At 59.3% G+C, this 24,138-nt stretch carries 21 protein-coding genes, 2 tRNA genes and 2 pseudogenes; 11 read left to right on the top strand and 14 right to left on the bottom strand.

Annotated features, from left to right (window positions below; all coding sequences use genetic code 11):
• Positions 1-20: 20 nt before the first annotated feature.
• Positions 21-272 (bottom strand): hypothetical protein, encoded by a 252-nt coding sequence (locus tag ASG25_RS22725; protein WP_156466875.1) that lies wholly within the window; start codon positions 270-272, stop codon positions 21-23.
• Between the two features lie 207 nt (positions 273-479).
• Between ASG25_RS22725 and ASG25_RS22270 the strand changes: the two genes are divergently transcribed.
• On the top strand, positions 480-932 hold the full coding sequence (locus ASG25_RS22270; RefSeq protein WP_082480085.1) for an acyltransferase: 453 nt from the start codon (positions 480-482) through the stop codon (positions 930-932).
• 476 nt (positions 933-1,408) lie between these two features.
• On the opposite strand, the gene phbB is transcribed toward ASG25_RS22270, so the two are convergent.
• The 7 genes from phbB to ASG25_RS10750 all read right to left on the bottom strand — a co-directional run bounded on the left by phbB (position 1,409) and on the right by ASG25_RS10750 (position 4,858).
• Complete coding sequence (gene phbB / locus ASG25_RS10780) at positions 1,409-2,131, bottom strand: acetoacetyl-CoA reductase (RefSeq protein WP_062473309.1); 723 nt, start codon at positions 2,129-2,131, stop codon at positions 1,409-1,411.
• Between the two features lie 391 nt (positions 2,132-2,522).
• The gene (locus tag ASG25_RS10775; RefSeq protein ID WP_062473306.1) at positions 2,523-2,774 is read right to left on the bottom strand and encodes a hypothetical protein; all 252 of its coding nucleotides are present in this window, start codon (positions 2,772-2,774) and stop codon (positions 2,523-2,525) included.
• Positions 2,775-2,777: 3 nt separating this feature from the next.
• Positions 2,778-3,038 carry a hypothetical protein gene (locus ASG25_RS10770; protein ID WP_062473304.1) on the bottom strand — a complete coding sequence of 87 codons (261 nt, stop codon included), beginning with the start codon at positions 3,036-3,038 and terminating at the stop codon, positions 2,778-2,780.
• Positions 3,039-3,094: 56 nt separating this feature from the next.
• Positions 3,095-3,541: a hypothetical protein gene (locus ASG25_RS10765; protein ID WP_062473302.1), complete on the bottom strand. Its 447-nt coding sequence runs from the start codon at positions 3,539-3,541 to the stop codon at positions 3,095-3,097.
• A 3-nt stretch (positions 3,542-3,544) separates the two neighbouring features.
• Positions 3,545-3,733 carry a hypothetical protein gene (locus tag ASG25_RS10760; RefSeq protein WP_062473300.1) on the bottom strand — a complete coding sequence of 63 codons (189 nt, stop codon included), beginning with the start codon at positions 3,731-3,733 and terminating at the stop codon, positions 3,545-3,547.
• 195 nt (positions 3,734-3,928) lie between these two features.
• Positions 3,929-4,002, bottom strand: a tRNA-Cys gene (locus ASG25_RS10755).
• Between the two features lie 766 nt (positions 4,003-4,768).
• A tRNA-Ser gene (locus ASG25_RS10750) sits at positions 4,769-4,858 on the bottom strand.
• 189 nt (positions 4,859-5,047) lie between these two features.
• Between ASG25_RS10750 and ASG25_RS10745 the strand changes: the two genes are divergently transcribed.
• The 8 genes from ASG25_RS10745 (at position 5,048) to ASG25_RS10710 (ending at position 13,036) form a co-directional block, all read left to right on the top strand.
• The gene (locus ASG25_RS10745; protein ID WP_062473298.1) at positions 5,048-5,317 is read left to right on the top strand and encodes a hypothetical protein; all 270 of its coding nucleotides are present in this window, start codon (positions 5,048-5,050) and stop codon (positions 5,315-5,317) included.
• Positions 5,318-5,499: 182 nt separating this feature from the next.
• On the top strand, positions 5,500-6,612 hold the full coding sequence (locus ASG25_RS10740) for a septal ring lytic transglycosylase RlpA family protein (RefSeq protein WP_062473296.1): 1,113 nt from the start codon (positions 5,500-5,502) through the stop codon (positions 6,610-6,612).
• Between the two features lie 75 nt (positions 6,613-6,687).
• Positions 6,688-7,806: a D-alanyl-D-alanine carboxypeptidase family protein gene (locus ASG25_RS10735; RefSeq protein WP_062474483.1), complete on the top strand. Its 1,119-nt coding sequence runs from the start codon at positions 6,688-6,690 to the stop codon at positions 7,804-7,806.
• A 178-nt stretch (positions 7,807-7,984) separates the two neighbouring features.
• Positions 7,985-8,665: a dTMP kinase gene (gene tmk, locus ASG25_RS10730; protein ID WP_244479379.1), complete on the top strand. Its 681-nt coding sequence runs from the start codon at positions 7,985-7,987 to the stop codon at positions 8,663-8,665.
• Entirely contained in the window at positions 8,662-9,705 is a 1,044-nt protein-coding gene (locus ASG25_RS10725) for a DNA polymerase III subunit delta' (RefSeq protein ID WP_062473291.1), read from the top strand. Before tmk ends, ASG25_RS10725 begins: the two co-directional genes overlap by 4 nt.
• Positions 9,706-9,844: 139 nt before the next feature.
• The gene (gene metG / locus ASG25_RS10720) at positions 9,845-11,395 is read left to right on the top strand and encodes a methionine--tRNA ligase (RefSeq protein WP_062473290.1); all 1,551 of its coding nucleotides are present in this window, start codon (positions 9,845-9,847) and stop codon (positions 11,393-11,395) included.
• Between the two features lie 14 nt (positions 11,396-11,409).
• Positions 11,410-12,189 (top strand): TatD family hydrolase, encoded by a 780-nt coding sequence (locus ASG25_RS10715; RefSeq protein WP_062474480.1) that lies wholly within the window; start codon positions 11,410-11,412, stop codon positions 12,187-12,189.
• A gap of 13 nt (positions 12,190-12,202) precedes the next feature.
• Positions 12,203-13,036, top strand: coding sequence for an MBL fold metallo-hydrolase (locus tag ASG25_RS10710; RefSeq protein ID WP_062473288.1), 834 nt, complete (start codon positions 12,203-12,205; stop codon positions 13,034-13,036).
• Here the strand turns inward: ASG25_RS10710 and ASG25_RS10705 are convergent.
• Complete coding sequence (locus ASG25_RS10705; protein ID WP_062473286.1) at positions 13,021-13,983, bottom strand: phosphoribosylaminoimidazolesuccinocarboxamide synthase; 963 nt, start codon at positions 13,981-13,983, stop codon at positions 13,021-13,023. The two genes, ASG25_RS10710 and ASG25_RS10705, sit on opposite strands and share 16 nt — an antisense overlap.
• A 338-nt stretch (positions 13,984-14,321) precedes the next feature.
• Here ASG25_RS10705 and ASG25_RS23600 point away from each other — a divergent pair.
• A pseudogene (locus tag ASG25_RS23600) lies at positions 14,322-14,706 on the top strand (helix-turn-helix domain-containing protein); the annotation flags it as partial.
• Between the two features lies 1 nt (position 14,707).
• Positions 14,708-15,379: pseudogene (locus ASG25_RS23235) on the top strand (IS30 family transposase); the annotation flags it as partial.
• Between the two features lie 566 nt (positions 15,380-15,945).
• Here ASG25_RS23235 and ASG25_RS10690 read toward each other — a convergent pair.
• The 5 genes from ASG25_RS10690 to ASG25_RS10665 all read right to left on the bottom strand — a co-directional run bounded on the left by ASG25_RS10690 (position 15,946) and on the right by ASG25_RS10665 (position 23,509).
• Positions 15,946-16,647: an IS6 family transposase gene (locus ASG25_RS10690; RefSeq protein WP_062473280.1), complete on the bottom strand. Its 702-nt coding sequence runs from the start codon at positions 16,645-16,647 to the stop codon at positions 15,946-15,948.
• Between the two features lie 6 nt (positions 16,648-16,653).
• Complete coding sequence (locus ASG25_RS10685) at positions 16,654-17,718, bottom strand: sugar ABC transporter ATP-binding protein (protein WP_244479378.1); 1,065 nt, start codon at positions 17,716-17,718, stop codon at positions 16,654-16,656.
• Between the two features lie 57 nt (positions 17,719-17,775).
• Positions 17,776-18,741, bottom strand: a complete 966-nt coding sequence (locus ASG25_RS10680) for a substrate-binding domain-containing protein (RefSeq protein WP_062473278.1) — start codon at positions 18,739-18,741, stop codon at positions 17,776-17,778.
• An 88-nt stretch (positions 18,742-18,829) separates the two neighbouring features.
• The gene (locus tag ASG25_RS10675; protein WP_062474478.1) at positions 18,830-19,591 is read right to left on the bottom strand and encodes a FadR/GntR family transcriptional regulator; all 762 of its coding nucleotides are present in this window, start codon (positions 19,589-19,591) and stop codon (positions 18,830-18,832) included.
• A gap of 1,377 nt (positions 19,592-20,968) precedes the next feature.
• Positions 20,969-23,509: a methyl-accepting chemotaxis protein gene (locus ASG25_RS10665; protein ID WP_062474476.1), complete on the bottom strand. Its 2,541-nt coding sequence runs from the start codon at positions 23,507-23,509 to the stop codon at positions 20,969-20,971.
• Positions 23,510-24,138: the final 629 nt, after the last annotated feature.

Here is a 24,138-nt window from a genome sequence, read left to right as displayed (position 1 = left end):
TCAACTGATTAAGCGCGGGTCTAAGAAAGTCCTGGTGGCGTAAGTAGAAACAAAGCTTCGGCCGTCGTCACCGAACGGACAACCGCATCTTCTGAATTGGTGATTTCAATGGTGCGGGGGGTAACAAAGTCAGTTGCGTTGAGTCGGTTTCCTGCAATCTCGCACAGGGCAGCGAGTGCGACGTCTATATCTGTAATGGGAGAAAACTTCCGCATTTTTTTGTCGATAGACAGAAGAGTCTGACGACGGATGCTGAGATAGTCTTGGGTCACGAGGGCACCGTCCGCGAGAGTTTACAACAAGCGTACGAAGAGATTGGTTTCTTTACGGTTCTGACCGTCGTCTTCCGCGCATGACCAGCCGGCAATTGAGGAAAATCGACTCAGTCTGTAGGGAAATAAAGAATTGCCTTGCGGAAACAATTGTGATTATCGTTCGCTTTAAGACGTGATGATATCCCAAATTTTAGGTCTGGTTATATGAAGGTACCTTTTATTGTAAAAGTGCGGAATTGGGTAAGGCGAAGAGTTATCAAGCTTCAGTGGCGCTACTATGTGAATTTTTGGAAAATGGATATACATCCTGTAACTTTGATTTCTTTAGAAGCAAAGTTAGATAAAAGTTTTCCTGAAGGCATCCATATCGGTGAAGGCACCGCAGTTTCGTTCGGTGCTGTAATATTAACTCATGATTACATTCGCCGCATGCATGTTCACACTCGCATAGGTCGATTCTGCCAAATAGGAGCTAGATCGATTATCATGCCCGGAGTTACAATCGGCGATCACTGTATCGTGGCAGCGGGTGCAGTAGTGGTCAAAGATGTTCCCGCAAACTGTATAGTTGGTGGATGCCCAGCAAAGGTTCTTAAAGAGAATATTGAGACGGTGCATTGGGGTCGGCTGAAGGAGTTTGATACAGGCGATTACTAATTAAAATTTATTGCGACAGTTGATGTATAATTAGGGTCAGAGCAGCCGCCTTGGGTGTGTTGCGTTTTGTTTTGTTGGAACGGCGAACGTCGTCACGCTCGTTCACATCCGTCTGATCACCAGCGAATGGGTAGTAGACGTTCGCCCCATCATCATGCGCAATTGAGCGCACAACTAAGCTGCTCGGCATCGCGTTCTTCCATCCATATACTAGACGCGGGCTAGAAAAGGACTTTCAACGGCAATAGAAAGAAGAGACGTTCAGTTCGTGGGTGCGGCAACGAGATGACACAAATATTGGTGTCAAAGGTAGTGGCTATCAGCGCTTAAGAGAGCTGCATTATAGGATAAAGACAGAAACCTCAGTGGCGAGCCTGGTGACGACCCGCAACTTAAGGAAAATGTCTATTCTCTGCGTGTGCGCCAACTACAGGGTAATCTCGTGGATAATGACCGTGATCTGGCACAATGGACCACTAAGCAAGATACTGTCCACCATTAATGCTGAACGTAGCGCCTGTAATGAAGCCAGCCTCATCTGAGGCAAGAAACACTACGGCCCGCGCAATTTCTGCAGGAGAGCCAAGACGTCCGACGGGAATTAGCGGTAGGATCCTTTCATGCAGCACATTTTCGGGAATGGCCATAACCATTTCGGTCGCAATGTAGCCGGGGCAGATCGCGTTGACGGTTATATTCTTGTTTGCTCCCTCAAGCGCCAGTGCCTTCGTGAAACCAAGATCTCCCGCCTTGGCAGCGGAGTAGTTCACCTGCCCAGCCTGGCCTTTCTGGCCATTGATTGAGGAGATATTGACGACGCGGCCAAAGCCTCTGTCGCGCATTCCGTTCCAGACAGGATGTGTCATGTTGAACAACCCGTTCAGGTTCGTGTTGATTACGTCGCTCCACTGCTGCGGCGTGACTTTGTGGAACATTGCGTCGCGGGTAATTCCGGCATTGTTGACCAGCACTTCTATTGGTCCCAGCTCGGCTTCCACGCGTGCAATACCTTCGACACACGATTGATAGTTCGAAACATCCCATCTGAACACCGGTATGCCGGCGCTTTCGCGAAAATCAAAGGCTCGCTTCTCATCGCCGTAAAAGTTCGCGGCGACGTTATAGCCTGCGTTTTTCAGAGCGATGCTTGTTGCTGCTCCAATTCCACGCGTACCACCTGTTACAAGTGCAACTCGCATTTATTTTTCCCTTCAGTGACCGACGGACTTATCCACAATCGACGCATACTGGCAACTAGACTTTGATGCACATTAGTTAATGTTCAACAAGAACTAAAAACCATTAGCCTCTGCCTCCTTATCCCAAAGGTGGGGGTGCCTGTAGCCAGAGGCGCTGACGCGCGATCTCAATTAGCAGCGGTGAGAAGTAGAGTTGCGTGACCATCCGGGCTCGCAACATTGGCAAAGCGTTTTCGGTTGTTTCTATCGCCACGGCTGCATGACTGACTCTCTATAGCTCCACCCCTTCGTCATCTGGTGGGATTCACGCCCTCGTTGTGGCGTGCTATCCTGCACAGGCGGCGCGACCTGAGCCACCCCGCGCGTTATGTTCTGCGGGGTGGGAGCGGCATCACCGGTCGACGATCCCGTCGATCGCATCCGCCTGCGAAACCTCATCCACGACGACCCCATACTCATCGGCTATCTCGATCGAGCGAATGGCTACCGCTTCGCCCGTCCGCAGCGACTCGCTGATCATGTCGCGCATGGACTGGATGGCGTAGTCATGGGCGTCGGCTTGGCTGCCGAATGATTTGCCCTCATTGTCAGCAACCAGACCGCCGGTCTCGTGCAGGCTGAGGAAGTACCGGACATCGCTCATGGCTCACTCCACCGAGAACGTGCCGAACTCCGGCGTGGTGCTGTCGCTAAGGGCGGGATCGTCTTCCGGGTCCGGATCTTCCTCGTAAGCGATGGCCTTGGCAGCGGCTACTTTCGCCAGCGACTTGAAAATGGTCCGCGGATCCCATCCAGCCTGCACGGCATCCTCGATCAGCTCCTGGACATGCAGGTCCAAGGCCTCTTCGCATTCCAGAGCATAATCCGGATGGGACTTTTCAAACTTCGGGCTGAATATCTCGTCCATGACGGGTCTCCTTTTCGGGTGGACAACCGTCAGGGGCTCGAGTCGTTCCTTGCGGCTTAGAGTTCCCCGTTGCGCTTTTTCTCGCGCCAGTCTGGCCCCGGCGGGTAGCTGGCTCCCGTGATCGGCTGAAGGCCGGTGAAAGCCTTCTTCTCGAATGCGAATGCCGCGACCAAGTCATCCGTGATCTGCGCCGTCAGAGCCCTCTGAGCCTCTTCCCGTTTGACCCCGTCGCGAATAACCGTCTCATAGGCGGCTTCTGGCGCGTATGCGCCCATGGTGGAGCAGATGCACCGCTCAAGGTCGGAAACCGCGGGAGGGTCGAACGTCATGGCATAGTCGAGGCGTGCCGCCATGGTCTTCGCGAGCTGGGGGATAACCGAGGGCTGACGACCTTTGCCGGGCTTTGATCCACCGAATCCTCTCCTCTGATATTGAGGTGAGAGCGTGTAGGCCATGCGGATCTCGAAATGGACGTGATCGTGGATAGTGACAAGCTTCACCATCGATCAGGCCTTGGAGCTGATCTTGTGCTCGCTGGACTCGCCATGAGCGCGATGCTCGAAGCAGTACCAGTCGGTCACGCCACGGCCCCGATCGAAACCTCGAGACCCCCATTCCTTACAGCCCGGCGCGATGCAATAGTGCACATACATCGCCATGGCGCCGCCGGATGGGGATCTGTTTTCGTCGCTCATGATGAGACTCGATTGCCCGGAGTTCTGAGATTTGTTCTCAGTATGTTCTCACGGTCAGGGGAGTCAACGAGGGGGTGGAACAGGAACGGATTGCCACACCGGTTTTTCGTGTGGCAGAACGTTAGAGGTCCAAAGTGCCACACCCGGAAAATATCGGAGCGTTTTCAATCTGATAGGGTAGGGGTGAAATGAGAATGGAGGCCTCGCCCGGAATTGAACCGGGGTGCAAGGATTTGCAGTCCTCTGCGTCACCACTCCGCCACGAGGCCTCTTCGGGTCGATGAACGAGCCGTCGCCAGCGTTTAGAATCATCCCAGACGAAGCGCAAGAGGAGGGGCCTGCTTTTCCAACTTTTCTTGGGACCAGCAGCCACGGGATCGCGGAAGGGGCGCCACTGCGTCCGTCTGTCGGTCAAGCCTTTCGAAACCGATGCAGGAATGGCCCCGAAAAAATTAGGACGACGGTCTCCGTCCTAAGCCGCACCTGTCGCGTAGCGTTGGGTCGCCCGAAGAGGTTCGGAGATTTCGGAGGCCTAGGTCTGCCAAGAGGATGCGTCGCGCGGGTGATCTGTGAACATGACGCCCTCAGGGTTGCCCGCCACGCTTGATGAAGATGACCGCGACCCCTCCGCGAACCACCCTAACGCCGGCGTCACTCGGTCGGGGATAATGGTTGCGCTTCCGACGCCTTTCGGCTGGCCTCAGCATAGCGCGTCTCGAACCCGAATAAAGCCGTTGCCAGATCCGAGGGATCGTTTCCGCTGGCCATTATAATTTGATGGCATGAGTTCGCTATAATTGAACAATCTCAAAGAAGCTGCGGTAGGGTTCCAGCCCAAAACCTCCGGCTTTTTCATGCTTGTAGCGTTCAATGCATAGGTCCAACGCCGATTCTTACCTACAACAGTGAATCGAATATTTTGTAACACCTCTGCAGTTGCAGCATTCTTGCAGGATATGTTCACAATGTTGCAGTGAGTCCAGCCAAGACGGCAAAAGCCGTCAACCAATTTTCATAAAGAATAGCATAGGCTTGTGGCGGAAGAGGTGGGATTCGAACCCACGGTACGGTCTCCCGCACGCCGGTTTTCAAGACCGGTTCCTTAAACCACTCGGACACTCTTCCGGATGCGCGCATGCGAGGGTTTCACCGGATTAGCGGCTCACGGCGGGATCGTCAACTCGGCTTCGCGCTGGGTCTCGGCAATGTCATGCGCGCGGACCGCGCGGCGCGAGCGCTCGTGGCGGTCCATGGAACAAAAATCAGTTGGGCGGGTTCCAGCGAGTAGATCAATCGTAACGATGGAGATGAGCAATGCGGAACGTCTTGACGATCTCGGCTCTCGTTCTTGGTGTTGCTTTGTCGCAGCCGGCCGTTGCTGCACTCGGCACGCCGGGGGCAAAGGATTATGATGAAATCGCGTTGGCGGGCCTCTCGTTCGCGACGCCTGTGAACGGCGAGGCCTATGAACAGCGGGCCGAGGTCTGTGTGCCGCCGGAAGAACAGTATATTCCCTCCTTCGTGCGCGATCCCGGCGGTCGCATCGTCGGCGTTACCTATACGATCATTGAATACTTCTGCTGATATCGTCCCTTGCGCCAATTAACCAAGTATTAACCATAAACATCAATTCCGTCCGCATCACTGCTGTGGCGTTCGCATTTACGCCATGTTGCTGTCATTTTTGACGACTGTATCTTTTTGGTACGATCGGTCCACCTACGGGGGTAGGGGTATCGGTTCGTCAGACAGCGGCAATGGGACACATGACTTTCAGACATTATGCTCGTCTTCTCGCGAAAAGCGCAGGCTTTGTGGCCGTTCCGGCCATTTGTCTGGTGCTGACATCCTGTGGGACCACAGGGCAGGTCAATGCCCCGAAAAAGCGCAGCAAAGAGTATTTTCCGGAGTCGGTCTATGGCGTCAAGGCGAGCCCCCGCGTCGCCGACGGCAAGAACATCCCGAAAGGCGGTGGGCGCTACCAGGTCGGCAAGCCCTATAAGGTCAAGGATACCTGGTACACGCCGAAAGAGGATTTCAGCTACAACAAGGTCGGCATCTCCTCCTGGTATGGATCTGCCTTCCACGGACGCCTGACCGCGAACGGCGAAGTCTACGACACGGCGCACCTGTCCGCCGCTCACCCGACGTTCCCGCTGCCCAGCTATGCCCGCGTGACAAATGTCGAGAACGGCTCTTCCGTGATCGTCCGTGTCAACGATCGCGGTCCTTACGAGTTCGGACGGATCATTGACGTTTCCTCGAAGACGGCCGATCTGCTCGACATCAAGCGCAAGGGCAGCGCGCAGGTTCGCGTCCAATATGTCGGTCGCGCGCCGCTCGAGGGCAACGACATGCCGTATCTCATGGCATCCTACGCGCCGAAGGGAAGCCGCGTTCCCGGCATCGCGCCCGAGGGACAGATCGCGTCCGGCGTCATGGTCGCCTCGAACGAGCCGCTCGCGCGGCAGGTGCGCACGTTCGGGTCGGCTGGACTCGGCTCTGCTCCCGTTCCGTCTCAGGCATCATCGCAGCAGGCATCATCGCAGCAAACAGGGCGCACACGCCCGGCACCGTCTGCCGTTTCTTCGCTCGATCGGGACTCGTCAATGACGGCGCTCGCCGAGCCGGAGCACGTTCTCCGGGCACCGGGTGCCATGGAGGCGCTCGAGGCTTTCGTGACGTTGCCGGACATCGGCCCGATCCCGGCAGAGCGTCCCGGCAATGTCGGCCGTCCGGGCAACGGCGTCCTCTATGCGGCCGCCTATGTCGAGGCACGTGTGAGCCCATCGGAAGCGGCCTTCGACGCGATCATGGTCGATCCGCACGCTCTTACGTCATCCGCGATCGTGGCCCATGCCAAACGCAACGCCCGCTAGGCGGCGCATGGTCTGCGCCGGCGTGGAGGGTGCTCCGTGCAACGGCTGAAGCGGGGCGGTGTGCTCGCAATCGCGATGGTCCATGCGTTGCTCGGCACCCCGTCGCAGGCGCAGGAGTTTGAAACCAAGGCCCGCCAAGCCCTGGTGATCGACGCCCTGACCGACACGATCCTTCTGACGAAGGCCGCCGACGAACCCGTGCCGCCCGCATCCATGGCCAAATTGATGACCGTGGAGCTCGTGCTGTCTGCGCTCAAGGATGGGAGCCTGTCGCGTCAAACGCTTTTTCCGGTCAGCGAACATGCCTGGCGGACGGGCGGGGCCCCCTCCGGCACCTCCACGATGTTTGCGGCCTTGAAGTCGAGCGTATCCGTCGCCGATCTTCTGCAGGGCGTCATCGTGCAATACGCCAATGATGCCTGCATCATTCTGGCCGAAGGCATGACGGGCAGCGAAGACCAGTTCGCCGAGCGCATGACGGCGCGGGCGCGCGACATCGGATTGAAGGCGTCGACCTTCGCCAATCCGACGGGTCTCCCGGCGGCAGGCAATCTCACCACGATGCGGGATCTCGTGACCCTCGCACGACATCTGCGTTCCGCCTATCCGGACGACGTCGCGCTCTTCCGGCAGCCGGAGTTCGAATGGAACAAGATCCGCCAGAGAAACCGCAATCCGTTGTTGTCGGCCGAGATCGGCGTGGACGGTTATGTCACCGGCTTTGCCGAGGGGTATGGCTACGGCATTGTCGCTTCGATGGAACAGGGTGGCCGGCGGGTCGACCTGGCGTTGAACGGGCTTGCGACGGACAAGGAACGGGTCGCCGAGGCGAAGCGCGTTTTCGACTGGGCAATGACGCAGTTTTCCGAGAAACGCCTCTTTGCACAAGGTGAGCAGGTTGCCGAAGCAAGCGTGTATGGCGGCAACCTTGCCACGGTGGGACTGGTCACCACCGGACCGGTCGATATCCTCCTCCCGGTGAAGACGCCACCCAAGCTGTCGGCACGCGTTGTGTATCGCTGGCCCCTGGCGGTTCCCGTGCGCGCCGGCGATGTCGCCGCCACGCTGCGAATCTGGAACGGCGACCACCTCCTGCGCGAGGTACCCCTGAAGGCCGCGACCTCCGTCGAGGCGGGCACGCTGACGAGCCGCGCGGCCGACGCGCTCCAGGAGCTTCTGTTCTTCTGGCTCTGATCAGCGAATACGGCGTCTGAAGCGCGCCGTCACGTCGCGCGTTTTCCGCGCTGCCGGTTTTCAGACGCTGCGCAATGGTCTACTGCAACGGAGCTGAGCGGGACGTCGGACCGGATGACCGCGTCGGCAGGACGCAGGGCGAAACCGGCGTCTTCCGGACGACAGAGGGCGATGTATCTTGGCGGCAGACGCAGTGTTCGTGACATTCGAAGGCGGTGAGGGGGTGGGCAAATCCACCCAGATCCGCCGGCTGGCCGATGCCCTCAAAACGCAAGGGCATGACGTTTTCATCACCCGTGAACCCGGAGGGTCTGCGGGGGCAGAAGCGGTGCGGCACGTCATCCTGTCCGGGGCTGCCGAATCCTACGGGGTTCGCATGGAGGCGCTGCTTTTTGCCGCTGCACGCAGCGACCATGTGGAAACCGTGATCCGGCCGGCGCTGGATGCCGGGCGGATCGTTCTCTGCGATCGCTTCATGGACTCGTCACGCGTGTATCAGGGTATCACGGGAAATCTGCCGGAACCGTTGATCGACGGGCTGGAGCGCGTCGCGATCAATGGCCTGCGTCCGGACATGACCATCATCCTCGACATGCCTGCCGCCCAAGGCCTTGCGCGCGCGCGGGAACGGGCGAACCAGTCTGCAGAGAGCCTGAAAGCCGTGCCGGACCGCTTCGAGAAAGAGGAACTGGAAACGCACGAGAAACGCCGGGAAGCCTTCCGCGACATCGCGGCACGCAACCCCGAGCGGTGCCGCATCGTCGATGCATCGCGCCCGATCGACGTCATCGCCGGCGACGTGCTGGCGGCCGTTCAGGCCCTGATCTCCGAGCGGCAGGCGCGAAAGGAAAGAGCATGAGCGAGGGCCGATCCGATGCTCTGGAGGGCGCCATTGCGCCGTCCGACAACACCGTGCTCTTTGGGCATGAAGAGGCTCAGGCTTTCCTGGCGGCCGGCTACCGGTCGGGCAAAGCCCATCACGCCATCCTCATCGAGGGGCCGGAAGGGATCGGCAAGGCAACACTTGCCTTTCGCTTCGCCAACCATGTCCTCAGCCATCCGGAGCCTGCCGATGCGCCGACCGTGATCGCCGATCCCGATCGCGGATCCGTGGTCAGCCGGCAGATTGCGGCGGGATCGTCCCACAATGTCCTGCATCTTACGCGTCCCGTGGACGAAAAGACCGGCAAGGTGAAAAGCGCGATCACCGTGGACGAGGTGCGGCGGGCAGGGCGTTTCTTCTCCCAGACATCGGGCACCGGAAACTGGCGCATCGTCATCATCGATCCGGCCGACGACCTCAATCGGAACGCGGCGAATGCGATTCTGAAGATTCTCGAGGAGCCCCCGAAACGCTCGATGTTCCTTGTCCTCAGCCACGCGCCGGGTCGCCTCCTGCCGACGATCCGGTCGCGCTGTCTGCCGCTGACCTTGAAGCCGCTGACCGATTCGCACATGATCAAGGCGCTGTCGCATCTCGATATCCGGCTTGAAGGAGAGCTCGGCTCAAGGGTGCTCGCCGCGGCCAAAGGCAGCGTCTCCGAGGCCCTGAAGCTCGTTCACTACGGCGGGCTCGACATCATCGACGCGTTCGACCACATGCTCGCGCATCCCGACGATGCACCGGCCCGGCGCGAGATGCACAAGTTGGGCGATGTGCTCGCCGCCAAGGACAGCGACACGATCTTCGACTTCTTTGCGACATTGGTGGCGCGGCATGTCACCACGCAGGCGAGGGCGGCCGGGCTCGCCGGGGACCTTGCCAGCGCCGAACGCTTTGCGCGGTTGTCCTCGGATCTGTCCGAGCGCCTGACGGTGGCTCAGGCCTACAATCTCGATCGGAAGCAGACAGTCCTGTCCATTCTCGATGATCTGAGGGCGGCAGGAACGGCGGCCTAGGCCGTCCGGTCCCGAGAACCACAGATCCCTTGCGGAGAGGGACCCGTTTTTCCGCCTCTTGCATTCCCTCGGCTCCGGGATTGGTTTAAGGACGATCCACGCCCCGCGCCCGATACCTCGACCTGCAGAAGTCCCGCCCATGACCGACACGTCCCCCTTCTACATCACCACCGCCATCGCCTATCCGAACGGCCGGCCGCATATCGGACATGCCTACGAGCTGATCGCGACCGACGTCGTTGCGCGGTTCGAGCGACTCGATGGCCGCGATGTCTTCTTTCTGACAGGAACGGACGAGCACGGGCAGAAGATGCAGCAGACGGCGCGTCGGGAAGGCCTGACACCGCAGGAACTTGCCGATCGCAACGCCGCCGAGTTCCAGGCGATGGTGAAGCGTCTCGAAGGCTCCAACGACGACTATATCCGCACGACCGAGGCTCGCCACCACGAGGCGGTGAAGGTCATCTGGAACAGGATGGCGGACGCCGGCGACCTGTATAAGGATGCCTATTCCGGTTGGTACTCCGTGCGCGACGAAGCCTATTATCAGGAGAGCGAAACCGAGGTGCGCGCCGACGGCGTGCGCTATGGCCCACAGGGAACGCCGGTGGAATGGGTCGAAGAGGCGAGCTATTTCTTCCGGCTCTCCGCCTATCAGGACCGGCTGCTGCAGCATTACGAGGACAACCCGGATTTCATCGGTCCGGCCGAGCGCCGCAACGAGGTGATCTCGTTCGTGAAGTCCGGTCTGAAGGACCTCTCCATGTCACGCACCACCTTCGACTGGGGCATCCCCGTGCCGGGCGACCCGGCGCATGTCATGTATGTCTGGGTTGATGCCCTGACGAACTACATTACGGCCACGGGTGCCCTGACGGACCCGGCGGGGCCCCGCGCCAAATACTGGCCTGCAAGCATCCACATGATCGGCAAGGACATCATTCGCTTCCACGCCGTCTACTGGCCCGCCTTCCTGATGTCGGCAGGCCTGCCACTGCCGAAAAAGGTCTTCGCCCACGGCTTCCTGCTCAACAAGGGCGAGAAGATGTCGAAATCGCTCGGCAACGTGGTCGATCCCGTGAATCTGATCGATCATTTCGGTCTCGACCAGATCCGGTATTTCTTCATGCGCGAAGTCTCGTTCGGGCAGGACGGAAGCTACAGCGAGGAAGCCATCGCCACCCGGATCAATTCCGACCTTGCCAACGGGATCGGCAATCTGGCGAGCCGCTCGCTGTCGATGATCGTCAAGAATTGCGATGGCGCCATTCCGACCTGCGGACCCTTGAGCGATGCAGACACGGCGATGCTGGCTGCAGCTGACGCGCTGCACGCGTCGACCCGTGTCGACATGGATGCGCTCGCCATTCACAAGGTGCTGGCCTCGATCATCGCCGTGGTGTCGGAAGCCGATCGCTATTTCGCCGGGCAGGAGCCTTGGGCACTGAAAAAGACGGATCCGGCACGCATGGGAACGGTGCTCTACGTAACCGCGGACGTCGTCCGCCAGGTGGCGATCCTGCTGCAGCCCTTCACGCCGGGTTCTGCGGCCAAGCTTCTCGACCTCGTCGCTGTTCCGGACGACCGTCGCAGCTTTGCGTTTCTGGGAGCCGCCGGACGCCTCGCGTCGGGGACGCCGCTCGAAGCTCCGAAGCCGGTCTTTCCGCGCTACGTCGCACCCGAGGTTTGATCGTGGCGTCTCCCTTGTTGATCGACACGCATTGCCACCTCGACTTCCCGGATTTCGAGGCCGAGCGGGACGACATCGTCGCCCGGGCGGCGGACATCGGCGTGCACAAGCTGGTGACCATCTGTACGCGCGTCAAACGCTTCGAGACGATCCTCGCGGTCGCCGAACGGTACGACCAGGTGTTCTGCTCCGTTGGAACGCATCCGAACAACGCGGACGAAGAGCTCGACGTCACGACGGAGGATCTTGTCCGGCTCTCGGCCCATCCGAAGGTGATCGCCATCGGCGAGGCCGGCCTTGATTATTTCTACGACACGCAGAAACCGGACGACCAGAAGACGGGCCTGCTTCGTCACATCGCCGCCGCGCGGGAAACGGGCCTTCCGCTCGTGATCCACAGTCGATCGGCAGACGACGACATGGCCGACATCCTGACGACAGAGACGGGGAAGGGGGCCTTCCCCTTCATTCTCCACTGCTTTTCGTCCGGAGCGGATCTCGCGCGCATCGGCGTGGACCTCGGCGGCTATATCTCCTTCTCCGGCATTCTGACCTTTCCGAAATCCGAGGATCTGCGAACGATCGCCCGCGCAGTGCCGCACGATCGGCTGCTCGTCGAAACGGACGCGCCCTATCTTGCGCCCAAACCCTTCCGCGGCAAGCGCAACGAGCCGGCCTATGTTGCGCATACGGCTCAGGTTCTCGGGGAAACCCTCGGCCTTTCCCTTGAAGAGATCGCGGCGGTGACCACCGAAAACGCCCATCGCGTCTTCTCCAAGATGCCACGATCCTGAACCGGTGGCGTCGATGGCGGCAAGACGGATCTTCACCATTCTCGGCTGCGGGTCGTCGCCCGGGGTTCCGCGCATCACCGGCGATTGGGGGGCATGCGATCCGCGCAATCCGAAAAATCGCAGATTGCGCGCTGCCTTGCTGGTCGAGCAGGTGTCGGAGAATGGCGGACGCACGACGGTGCTGATCGACACAGGGCCCGATCTGCGCGAGCAGCTGATCTCCGCCGGGGTGAGGGGTCTCGACGCCGTGGTCTACACCCATTCGCATGCCGACCATCTGCACGGCATCGACGATTTGCGGGGCTTCGTGATCCATAATCGCCGTCAGACGCCGATCTGGGCCGATGCCTTCACCCTGGCGCGGATCCGCGAGGGATTTCGCTACTGCCTGGAATCGCCGCCCGGCAGCAACTATCCGCCGATCATTCGCGCCTGCCCGATCACGCCATCGCTCGAACCTTTCCGGGTCGAGGGCGAAGGCGGCACGATAACCTTCGAGCCGCTGCTGCAGATGCACGGCTCCATCCACTCCCTGGGTTTCCGCATCGGCGACGTCGCCTACTGCACGGATGTCTCCGATTTCCCGCGAGAGACGGTCGGCAAGCTCGCAAACCTGCAGACCCTGATCCTCGATACGCTGCAATATGAATATCATCCGAGCCATCTGTCGCTCGGACAAGCGCTCGCCTGGATCGAAACCCTCGCGCCGGAACGTGCCGTTCTCACGCACATGCATGTTCCGCTCGACTACGATACCGTCATGGCGGAAACACCGGCTCATGTGGAGCCGGCATATGATGGCTTGCAGATCGTGACGGAGATCGAGACCCGTTACCCGGCGAAGTAAGGCCTGAGGTTCTCCCGGATGCGGGCGAGGACGCTCTCGCCGCGCAGATCCGGCGCGAATGCCTGGCCGGTAATCGTCTCGTAGGCTTCGATGTAGACGCGCGAGGTCTGTGTCACGAGCGCGTCCGGAATGGCCGGAATCGGATCCTTGTAAGGATCGCAGCGCTCGGTAACCCAGGCTCGTACGAAATCCTTGTCGAAGCTCTTTGGACGGCCGCCTGTCGCAAAGCTTTCAGGGTAGCTCTCGGCGATCCAGTAGCGGCTGCTGTCCGGCGTGTGGATTTCGTCGGCCAGCACGATCTGCCCCGACGCGTCGGTGCCGAACTCGTATTTCGTATCGACCAGGATCAGCCCGCGTCGGGCGGCCAACGCCTGTCCACGCTCAAAAAGCGCCAGCGCATAGGTCGAGACCGTTTCCCACTGGTCCGGCGTCAGAAGCTTCTGCGCCAGGATCTCATCCGCCGAGAGCGGTTCGTCATGGCCGCCGTCGAACGCCTTGCTCGTGGGCGTGATGATCGCGGTCGGAAGCTTCTCGTTGTCCTTCATGCCATCGGGAAGCTCGGTCCCGTACATGACCCGCTCGCCGTTTCGATATTTCGTCAGGATCGACGTGCTGGTCGTGCCGGCGAGATAACCGCGCACGACGATCTCGACCGGCAGGATATCGAGCCGTGTCCCGACGACGACATTGGGATCGGGATATTCGAGCACGTGGTTGGGGCAGATATCCGCGGTCTGTTCGAACCAGTAGCGCGCCGTCTGCGTGAGAACCTGGCCCTTGAACGGGATCGCCGTCAGCACGACGTCGAACGCACTCAGCCGGTCGGTCGCGATGATGATCCGTCGTCCGTCCGCCAGATCGTAGTTCTCGCGGACCTTGCCATTGTATCGGCCGAGAAGCTCGGGAATATGGGCGTCGGGGAGAATACGCTGATTGCTGTCGGTCAAGGGCCCATCTCGTCGCTCGTGGAAACACCTCCGTCGATTAGCCGTGCTTTGGACGCTGCGTCAACATAGGAATGCCCATGGCGACAGCACCTGTGCAGAACCTGAGGCCGTCCATTCCAGTGCCATCGATATCGTTCTGTTCCATAATCTATCTTATCTGATCAATGCGTTTCGCCGGGGCAGATTCCATTTTCAAATGCAACGAGGACAATAATGGCCATGGTTTCAGGAGGATGGAATGGCCCGCTCTTTTGTGCACTTGAGTTTGGATGAACGNGGGCAGATTCCATTTTCAAATGCAACGAGGACAATAATGGCCATGGTTTCAGGAGGATGGAATGGCCCGCTCTTTTGTGCACTTGAGTTTGGATGAACGCCGCATCATTTCGCGGATGCATGAGAAGAAGATCAGCCAGGCGGAGATCGCCCGCACACTTCGTCGCGACCGGTCGACGATCTGCCGGGAGCTGCGGCGGAATTTCTGGCATGATCGCGAGGTCCCGATTGCCGAGGGGTATTGGCATGTCACGGCGCATGGAATGGCGTCTGACCGGCGGCGCAAATACCGCAAGCTCCTGCGTGACCCCAGCCTGTGTGCCGCCGTTRTCGACCGCCTCAAGGACGGCTGGTCGCCGGAGCAAATTTCCGGTCGGCTGCGGCTTGCCGGTGGCGCAACGGCTCGGCTGAGCCATGAGACAATTTACCAGTATGTCTATTCCCGGGNTCGACCGCCTCAAGGACGGCTGGTCGCCGGAGCAAATTTCCGGTCGGCTGCGGCTTGCCGGTGGCGCAACGGCTCGGCTGAGCCATGAGACAATTTACCAGTATGTCTATTCCCGGGAGGGTCAGGATCAGCAGCTGGGCCGGCATCTGCCTGAGCGACGCCGCAGGCGGCGACCGCGATATGCACGCAAACCCAGAAGCCTCGTCTTTCCAATGGAATGCTCCATTCGCAACAGGCCTGACATCATCAATTCCCGAAGWGAATTCGGTCACTGGGAAGCGGATTTGATGATCTTCAGAAAGGAGCATGGCGCCGCAAACATCGCCACCGTCGTGGAGCGTAAGAGCCGTTACACCTTGCTGTTTCGCAACAATGACCGGCGCTCGARACCGATCATGAGCCAGTTGATCCGGCATCTGGCACCCCTGCCCCTCCAAGCCAGGCAAAGCCTGACATTCGATCGAGGRTTGGAGTTCGTATCATGGCGCGAGCTCGAGCACGGCATGGGAACGACCGCCTGGTTCTRCGACCCCCAGGCGCCATGGCAGAAGGGCACGGTCGAGAACACAAACAAGCGTGTTCGACGATACCTGCCGCCGGAAACGATCGTGCTGGATGTCAGCAATCAGGAGATCCGTTCCTTGTGTGACCGGCTGAATGACACGCCGCGCANGCGTGTTCGACGATACCTGCCGCCGGAAACGATCGTGCTGGATGTCAGCAATCAGGAGATCCGTTCCTTGTGTGACCGGCTGAATGACACGCCGCGCAAGTGCCTGGGATTTCAAACGCCAAGGGAGATGTTCAGCAGACATCTATTGGCTCTGGAAAGGCAATGCGTGTAGCTTTCGAGGTAGCGTTGCATTCAAGCTGGAACCAGCACCGCAAAGTTAGAATTTCCTGTTGAGCGTCGCCGGATAATCTTGGACTAGCGTCAATCCCTCTTGGACTGTGCGGCTATAATCTGCGACTGGTCCCTTGTCATTAAGGGGCCTTCGCATGGAGGCATCTTTCAGTTTTTTTCTCGCGGGGTGCGATTTCAAACAAAACATAGTAAAATCCGCTCCCCTTTTTTTTACGTGTTATACAAGTATTGCAAGGAAGATCCTCGAATAGTGCTCCTTGTGATCGTTGACAATCAGTTTCCCGGTTGTGTCGTTGATTTAATGATTCGTTGAAGGGGCATTGTAAACTTAATGGAGGAAGGGCCCGAGAAAGACGCGATCTCCAGATATCTCTCATGCTCGGGCAATTTTCGCCCACAGGCTCATCGCCTCTGAGCGCAGTTCGCGATGATGGCTGGAGGTGATGTCGTGGCGCGGGATGTGGAACAGATTGGCAATCGGGTCATGGATGGAGACGAAACGTTGTACATGGCGCGGTGACTTGAAGCGCTTCATGATCCGCTCTCGCCGCCGGACCGGCTGGTGAGAATTCTCCGCCCGATTATTCAACCCCTTGTGGGACCGATGCTCGACACCCGGCATGATCTCTCGCTTTGCTGCGCCGTAGGATCGCAGCCTGTCTGTGATCATCGCCCGCGGCGATCGTCCCTGGCCCTTCAAGAGCTTGCGCATCAGGCGCTTGGCAGCCTTGGCATCTCGGCGGTTTTGTACGAGAACGTCCAACACAAAACCGTCCTGGTCAACTGCGCGCCACAGCCAATGCTTCTTGCCGCGGATTGAAACAACGGCTTCATCGAGATGCCACTTGTCCCCAAGTTGACCGGATGATCGACGACGGATCTCGCGGGCAAAGGTGCGGCCGAATTTCTCCGCCCACAGCCGGACGGTCTGATGCGAGACAATGATCCCGCGGGCAGCTAGCAAGTCCTCGACCATTCGCAGGCTCAGAGGGAACCGGTAATAGAGCCACACGGCGTGAGCAATGACGTCAGCGGGAAAGCGGTGTCGGCGATATAGCGGATCACGGTCTGTCATCGCCCGTCATTCGCACATCGAATTCCACATACCGTTAAGTTGACGATGCCCGCGCGGGCTCTTGCCGGTCATCAGCTGGCCATTGAGTTTCACAGACCCGCTATCGATCGCATCTGCGCCGAAGATTGCGCGCATCAATTCCGTTCTACCCGCACCCAGCAAGCCAGCGATACCGAGGATCTCGCCTGGATAAAGTTCGAATGAAACGTTCTGGAAATGGCCGTTACGGCTAAGATCGCGCACCTCCAGCACGGGCGCCGTGGTTCGGTCCAACGCGCGACGCGGTGGTCGGGTCGCGCGTGCAGCCTCGCCAAACATCATGTCGACAATGGCGGCGGGCGTCGTCTCCCTCATTTCGACCGAACCGATGTAGTGACCGTCCCTAATCACCGTGCAGGTATCAGCAATCTCGAAGAGTTCGCTCATGCGATGGGTGATATAGATCATCGTGACGCCGCGGGCGCGCAGTCGGGAAATCAATGCGAAGAGCTGCTTGACCTCCCGCGTCGCCAGCGCAGATGTCGGCTCGTCGAGCAGAAGGATCGATGGACTGAAGGACATCGCCTTAACGATCTCGACCACCTGCTGCTGGCCGACGCTTAGTGCCGAAACAGGCTGCCGCGAATCCATCTCTAGGCCCATGTCGGCCAACAGCTCGCCGGCGCGAACATGAAGTCCCGTCCAGTCGACAAAGCTGCAGCCGGCACGACGGCGATGGGGGAGTCGGCCGAGAAAGATGTTCTCGCCGACTGACAGTTCGGGCACCAGGGAAAGCTCCTGATGCACGGTGACGATGCCCGCGGCATAAGCGTCGTGCGGTGAGGTGAAGTGACGATCTGCACCGTTGACGCGGATCGTTCCGGAGCTTGGTCCTGTGACCCCGGCCAGAAGCTTCACGAGTGTCGATTTGCCGGAGCCATTCTTGCCCATGAGAGCGTGGACCCGACCGGGCGTAAAGCTGTGGGTGAAATCAGAGAGCGCAACTGTCGGGCCGTAACGCTTCGTTACGCCCAGAAAATCCAGCGCGCCCTGTACTGCCCGCTCCAATTGGACGCCGTGCAGATCGGCCATACCAGGTTCCTCATGTAAATGAAAGATGGGCGGGCTGACGCCCGCCCTGGCCGCTGTCTACTTCAGTGCTTTCAGACCTTCCTTGAAGGCGGCAACACCGGCCGTATCCGCACGGGTCAGTGGTAGAACCGGGACATTCACCTTGGTTTCGATGGCTTTGCCGGCCAGAAGGTTTTGCGCTGCCTCGACCGCTTGGCGCCCAACCTCCAACGGCTGCTGTGCCGTTGTTGCTTGCAGGACGTTGTCGGCGTTCAGCAACATGTTTGCGAGCTGTTCGGAACCGTCAGTGCCGAACACAAACACCTTGCCTTCCAGTCCGGCCTTCTTTACGGCCTGAACCGCGCCGATCGTGCCGCCTTCGTTTGCCGCATAGATGACGCGGATATCCGGGTTGGCCGTCAGCATGTCGCTTGCAACCGCCAATGCCTTTTCCGCCAGCCAAGCGTCCTGCTGGGCGACGATATCAATCTGATCCTTGACCACACTCAGGAAGCCTTCGACACGGGCATTGGACTGCTCGGGTAGAAGCGCCTTGAAGGCAAGCATGCCCACTTTGACTTTCTCGCCATTGGCCAAAGGCTTTAGAAAGTCCGTGGCCGCCTTGCCGGTGCCGATGCCGATATCTCGGTCCGAACTCGTAACCGTGGCCTGCGGAACATCACCGTTAACCGAGGTGCCATAGGTAACAACCGTGATGCCGGCGTCGCGCGCCTTCTTTAGCGCCGGTATCGACGCGTCGGCCGACAGCGGTGCCATTACAATCGCGTTGACTCCGCGGGCGATATAGGTGTCAATCAGCTGCGCTTCCTTCTCGAGCTTGCTGTCGCTGTTGCCTGCGAGGAGTTCGTCACCGGCAGCTTCAGCCGCCTTCTCCATTCCGATCTGAACGCCGCGGAAATACTGATCCTGCTGGAAGACGATGCCGGCGATGGCTTTGCCGTCCGCCAGTGCATCTCGCTGTGTAAAACTCGCTGTTGCAAGCAGTGCTGCCAGTACCAAAAGGTGACGTCTTGTTTTGATCATGTCTCTCTCCTCCAATGCCCTGTCATTAAGCCGGACCCATGGGCAAGGTGCTCCGGCAATGCCTCCCGGCTTGCGCCTTTGCAGTGTCTTACCGATCGCCCCGAAACAGCTTCAACGGCTTGTTAGGAGCCGCGTCCGCCACGAACCTCAGGCCGAACTCCAGGTGCACACTCATGAGATAGACGTAAGCAATACGGTCCCGCTGCCGCAAAGCGTGAATGATCTCAGCATGCGCCTGATACGTCACCGCGTGTACCGGACGATCCGCTTTCCCAAGGCGCATCACTTCCTCGATGACCGAACGCAACATGTTATAAGCTGCCGCTGTCGTGCGATTGCCCGCGAGCTCAACGATCGCTGCGTGGAAATCGTAATCGCAGCGCGCACTGTCTTCGATACTTGTCGCATCCAAGATCCGCGCGTTGATCGCATCTAGGCGATCGAAATCGGCGTTCGAGGCCGTAAGAATTATGTGCTCGCCGACGCCGGTTTCCAGAGTTCGCCGAAAACCCTGGAGGTCCCTGAAAGAGTCCGGGGAAATGCCATTGTGGAAAGCAAAGAGCCGACGCAGGGCTTCACCGTGGCCACCACTGATGACGGCGCCGATCTTGGGTCGGGTCTCGACCATGCCATATGCCCGAAGGACCTGTAGAGCCTCCCGCACCGTGTTGCGACCGGCTTGAAATTTCTCGCTCAGATCCCGCTCCGTGGGCAAGGCGTCCCCTATTCCCAAGCGTTGCTCCGTGATCATATCGCGTATTTGCTCGACGAGCCGATCAACAGCCGAGAGCTTCCCCAGCGCGTTCGACTGAGCATTCAAAGCTGGTGCTACGCCAACGATCTCTTTCACCTCAGGTTCCTCCAACGGGCTCATTTGTTGGGCCAAAAAAAGCGCTTGTCAAGCAGACACACCAGCGTTTACGAAATAATTTCGCGAAATTTCGGCTGGTCGATCTTCCTTAGCAAAAAGTTCGCCTTCTGGTCCAACAATACTAAACTGTGACCACCCCTTTGGTATTCCACCACCTAACATTCATCAGCTGCGAAAGCGCCTATGGTGCGCCTGCAGAGGGCCAAAACCGCCTCGCCAACAATAACGGACGAATGGGCCATCGTGGTTGCCTCACCCGCGGTGCATCATCAATTACGGCCCCTTAGTAGCCGAACGTGAAATAAAGAAGGTCAGCAACCACCATCTCGGTCGTCCGACCTAGCACCCTACTTCTTGTCCTGCCGCTTTTCCTTTTACGTCGGAGGCAACCCGGTAGGACTTCAGTCCGGCGAATAAACCCAGTTGAACGCGCGTTCAGCGTGCATTAACATCAGGAGGACGAGATGAAACGAGCCGCCATAATCGCAGCCTTCTCGCTAGTCGCAGCCGTGTGGCTATTCTGGATCGGGTATCAGCCTGAAGAGCAGGCTCTCACGACGACCATTGTTCCGGCCTCCGCTACAACCGACCCCTTTCCTAACTGAGAAGGAGAGTGCGCTTCAGTGAGGGGCGGACCGCATTCTCGGTCGCTAATTTAAGCTCTGCCAAGGCGAGAAGAAGCGTTTGAGAACCCGATCCTGGTGTTACGTGGAATACGGCAATATTGCCGAACTGGGGGAATAACATAACGACTATTATACGGGCGGCGCTCGCCGCGTTGGCGCTCGCCGGAGCACTTGCTGCCTCCAATACAACGGCTTTCGCTTGGGGCTGCATCGCTGTCTCGGAGGAAGGCAGCTACGGCTATAGCTAAAACTACTCTTCAGAGGACGGAGCTTGCACGAAGGCTCTAAACGAGTGCGCAAACCGCACGACTGATGAGTCTGAATGCGAGACCAAGGATGAAAGCGAACGCCGTCATGAGGATCGGGCGTAGGCGAAGGCGGCTTGGTCGAGACAATCCAGCCGCACGAAAGTGCAGACTATTTTACAAACGCTGGATATGCTTCCATCAAAACATGAAACGCTCTAAGACACGTACGGAAATCAGTACGCCATCCCGCGAGAGCATGCGAAGATCCTTTTCTGGCGTGTCGAGTTCCGCTCCTCCGCCGTAGCTTCGGCGCGCACCTATAGTCTTCTCCACTCGGACTGCTATGTGGCTGGCGCCGTTGGCTGTGTCATGGAAGAGGAACGTCTTCCTAGACTTGAGCCGAGCGCGCTACAAGCACACCCGTAGAGGTCGCTTGAAAACGGCACATAGTCCACGGCGGGGTCCGCAAGCAAGTGGGCGCGTTACGACGCCCGCCTGATCCGAACGCCCTGCAACGAAGGGGAGTGATCGACGCGGAAGCGATCAACCTTGTCGGCGAGAATTTCCACGCGCTGGCGAAGCCCGTGGATCTCAGCGTTGTTTTCTTCAACCATCGCCGCGTTCTGCTGGGTAATGCGTTCGACGGACTGAACAGCCTCTGAGACATCGCTGATGCCGGTCGATTGTTCGCCGGTCGCCGACGAGATAGTGGCGACCAGTTTGCGGACGTCTGTGACATGCGCGATGATGCGGGAGAGCGCCTGCCCCGTTTCCTCGACGAGATGCACGCCGCTTTCCACTTGTACGGCGCTAGCCGAAATCAGGCCCTTGATCTCGCGCGCGGCACCGGCGCATCGTTGGGCGAGCTCGCGTACTTCCTGGGCGACTACGGCAAAGCCGCGGCCCGCCTCCCCGGCCCGCGCCGCCTCGACGCCCGCATTGAGCGCTAGGAGATTTGTCTGGAAGGCGATTTCGTCGATGACGCCGATGATAGTGGCGATCCGACTGGAAGACGCGCTGATCTCGCCCATCGCTCCCACTGCACGGGCCACGACCTCGCCGGAACGGACGGCGAACTGCTCGGTCTCGTTGACAGCAACAGCGGTCTTGCGGGCACTGTCGGCAGTTGAGCCGACGAGCGTGTCGAGATGGCGCAGCGCGCGGGAGCTGTGTTCCAGGGCGGCCGCCTGCTGCTCCGTACGACGGGCAAGGTCGTCTGCGGAGGCTGAGAGATTTCCGGCGCTGTCGCTGATCTCGCTCGTCGTCGTTCGCACATCCAGAAGCGTAGACCGAAGGGCCTGTGTCGCCGTGTTGTAGGCCTTGGCCATGTCGATGAAATCGTCCGGCAGATCTTCGCGCAGCGCTTGCTGGAGATCGCCGTTGGCGAGCCGGTCGAGAACGTCCGACAGAGCCGTCAGGGCCTGCTCCTGTTCGGCGGCGATGCGCGCTCTCTCCTGCATGGCGCGTGCGGTCTCGGCATCGGAACGCGCGCGAACCGCGGCGGCTTCCTGTTCCAGCCGGATATTCTCGCGGGCGTTATCACGAAAGACGCTGACCGAGCGGACCATGTCGCCGATTTCGTCGCCGCGGTCACGACCTTCGATGCCTACATCGAGGTCGCCTTCAGCAAGCCTCTTCATCACGTTGGTGACACGTTTCAGCGGTGCGCGCAGGGTCTCCACCAGCATCACGCCGCCTACGATGGCAAGGATGGTGCCGAGGACCATCGCCACCACCGAAAGGTGGGCGGATCGCTCGCTATCCTCCTTCCCGGTTTCCTGAGCCTGCGAGATGAAGCCGTGAAGATTTTCCATGCCTGCGGACAGCGTATCTGATGCGGCGGTACGCGCGGTGTTCCAGTTCGTCTCGATGACAAGCATAGCGGAGGCCGCACTCTTCACCGCGGCAAGCTCAGGCTCGAGCTTCCGGGAAAATGCACTCATGGTCTCGTTCTTGCTACCAAGCTCCGCAACCTTCTGGCTGGAAGCCCGCAGGGCCGCGATATCGGCGAGCACAACGTCGCGCGCCGCTTCTGTCAATTGCGCGCTGAGCCGCTCGATATGAAGTTGCAAGGCATCCACCAGCGCTAACGATGACCCGACTTCGGTCAGGAGCTGCTGCAGCATCTTGACGTCGGGTTCCAGCTTGACGAACCGGTCCGCCGCCGCGGCTGACGATTTCAGCATTTTCGTCTGCAAATCCACCGACAGCGGGTCAAGGTCGCCGGCCTCCCGCTTTAAATCCTGTGCCAAGGTCGCAGCATCTGCAGCCCCCTTTGCACCGGCCGCCGTAAGCAAGCGCTCTGCAGCCGCGCGTACGGGCTCGAGCCCGGCCATGACCTTAGGGGCAACCAGAGGCTTTACGACGTCGAACTCGGCAAGCAAAGCGCCTGCCTGAGAGGTCGCTGCCTTGCTGGTCGCGTCGTCGGACGCGGCATTGGCAACCGCGCTGCGCAGGCTCGTCAACCGCTCAGTAATGGAGGCGTAGGCGAACGCGTCGAACAACGCGCTCTTGGCGAATTTCTCCTGCCCGTCAAATTTCTTGCGCAGGTTCCCGAGCTTCTGGTTTACCTCCCCGGCAGTCGCTTTGATTGCAGTCAGACGCGCGGCGATATCGCTGCCATTCGCGTCACGCTGGCTCTTGATCGCCCAGAGCGCTTCCGTGCGGCTCCGGATAGCGGGCGCGAGTTGCAGGACGGCATCGATGCGCCGGCGATCTTCGGAGGAAAGCAAACCGTCCAGGACCTCGACGCCTTTCTTCTGACGGTCGATCGCTTGATTCAGTGCTGACAACGTCGCTTCGTTCGGCCGTAGTGTCATCTCCTGCATTGCGCTCTGAAGACTGTCGAAATCCCCGATGTTCTCGATGGTCGCGCGCGTCACCGTCATGTGTCCATTGAGCATCGTCGAGGTAAAGAAGCCCGCAAGGCCGACACCGGCGATTAGCAGTACCAGAGGAACCACGAAAAGCAGGACCTTCGTCACGATACGGCGGCTCTGAAGAAGGCGATCGATGAAAGACATGGAAACCCCGTTCGCCAGCCCGTTCGACAACGTCATGTGTAATTGGCAGCGGCAACCAGCGTCATGCGGGCCGACGCATCCTTTTCCATTTCGATTGAACAACAGTTAAACAGAGATCGAATTATCGGCGCTGATCATGTTTTTTAGGGGTCTGGCATCTGCCGTGTGCGAAATTGAGGTGACCTAACGGAACTGCTCACTTGGTTGGTCTCCAGGGCGGCAGCCTACAGGAACAAAGAGCGACACTGCCGGCTCCGAGGCGTATCGGAGTCTTCCCACGACTTGTCCGAAATGTCCTTCAAGCGCTGACGCACGTTCAGACAGGCGGTCTTCTCGGCGGCTTGCGCCCGCGACCGGCGCGGCTTTTAGGGAGGCGTGACCTCGGCAAGCGCCGACGCGTCCCGGTCGGTCTGGAGCCTCGACTTTCGCAGATATCGGTATGCAGTTTGAGGCGATACCGCTTCAAACTTCGTTCGAGGTACCCGATGCCCAGGCGTCTAGCGAGTTAGCGTGAGACAGTTCACTTTCCTAGACAGCAGAAGCTGGCTGTATGTCGCGGTCATCATTGACCTGTTTTTACGCCGTGTCTTCGGCTGGTCGATGAATGTCAGCGTCAGCTCACTCGTCTG

This window comes from Rhizobium sp. Leaf384 (assembly GCF_001424065.1).
GTDB lineage: Bacteria > Pseudomonadota > Alphaproteobacteria > Rhizobiales > Rhizobiaceae > Ferranicluibacter.
The sequence above is the reverse complement of the archived record's forward strand: the minus strand, read 5'-3'. Positions and strand labels throughout refer to the sequence as shown.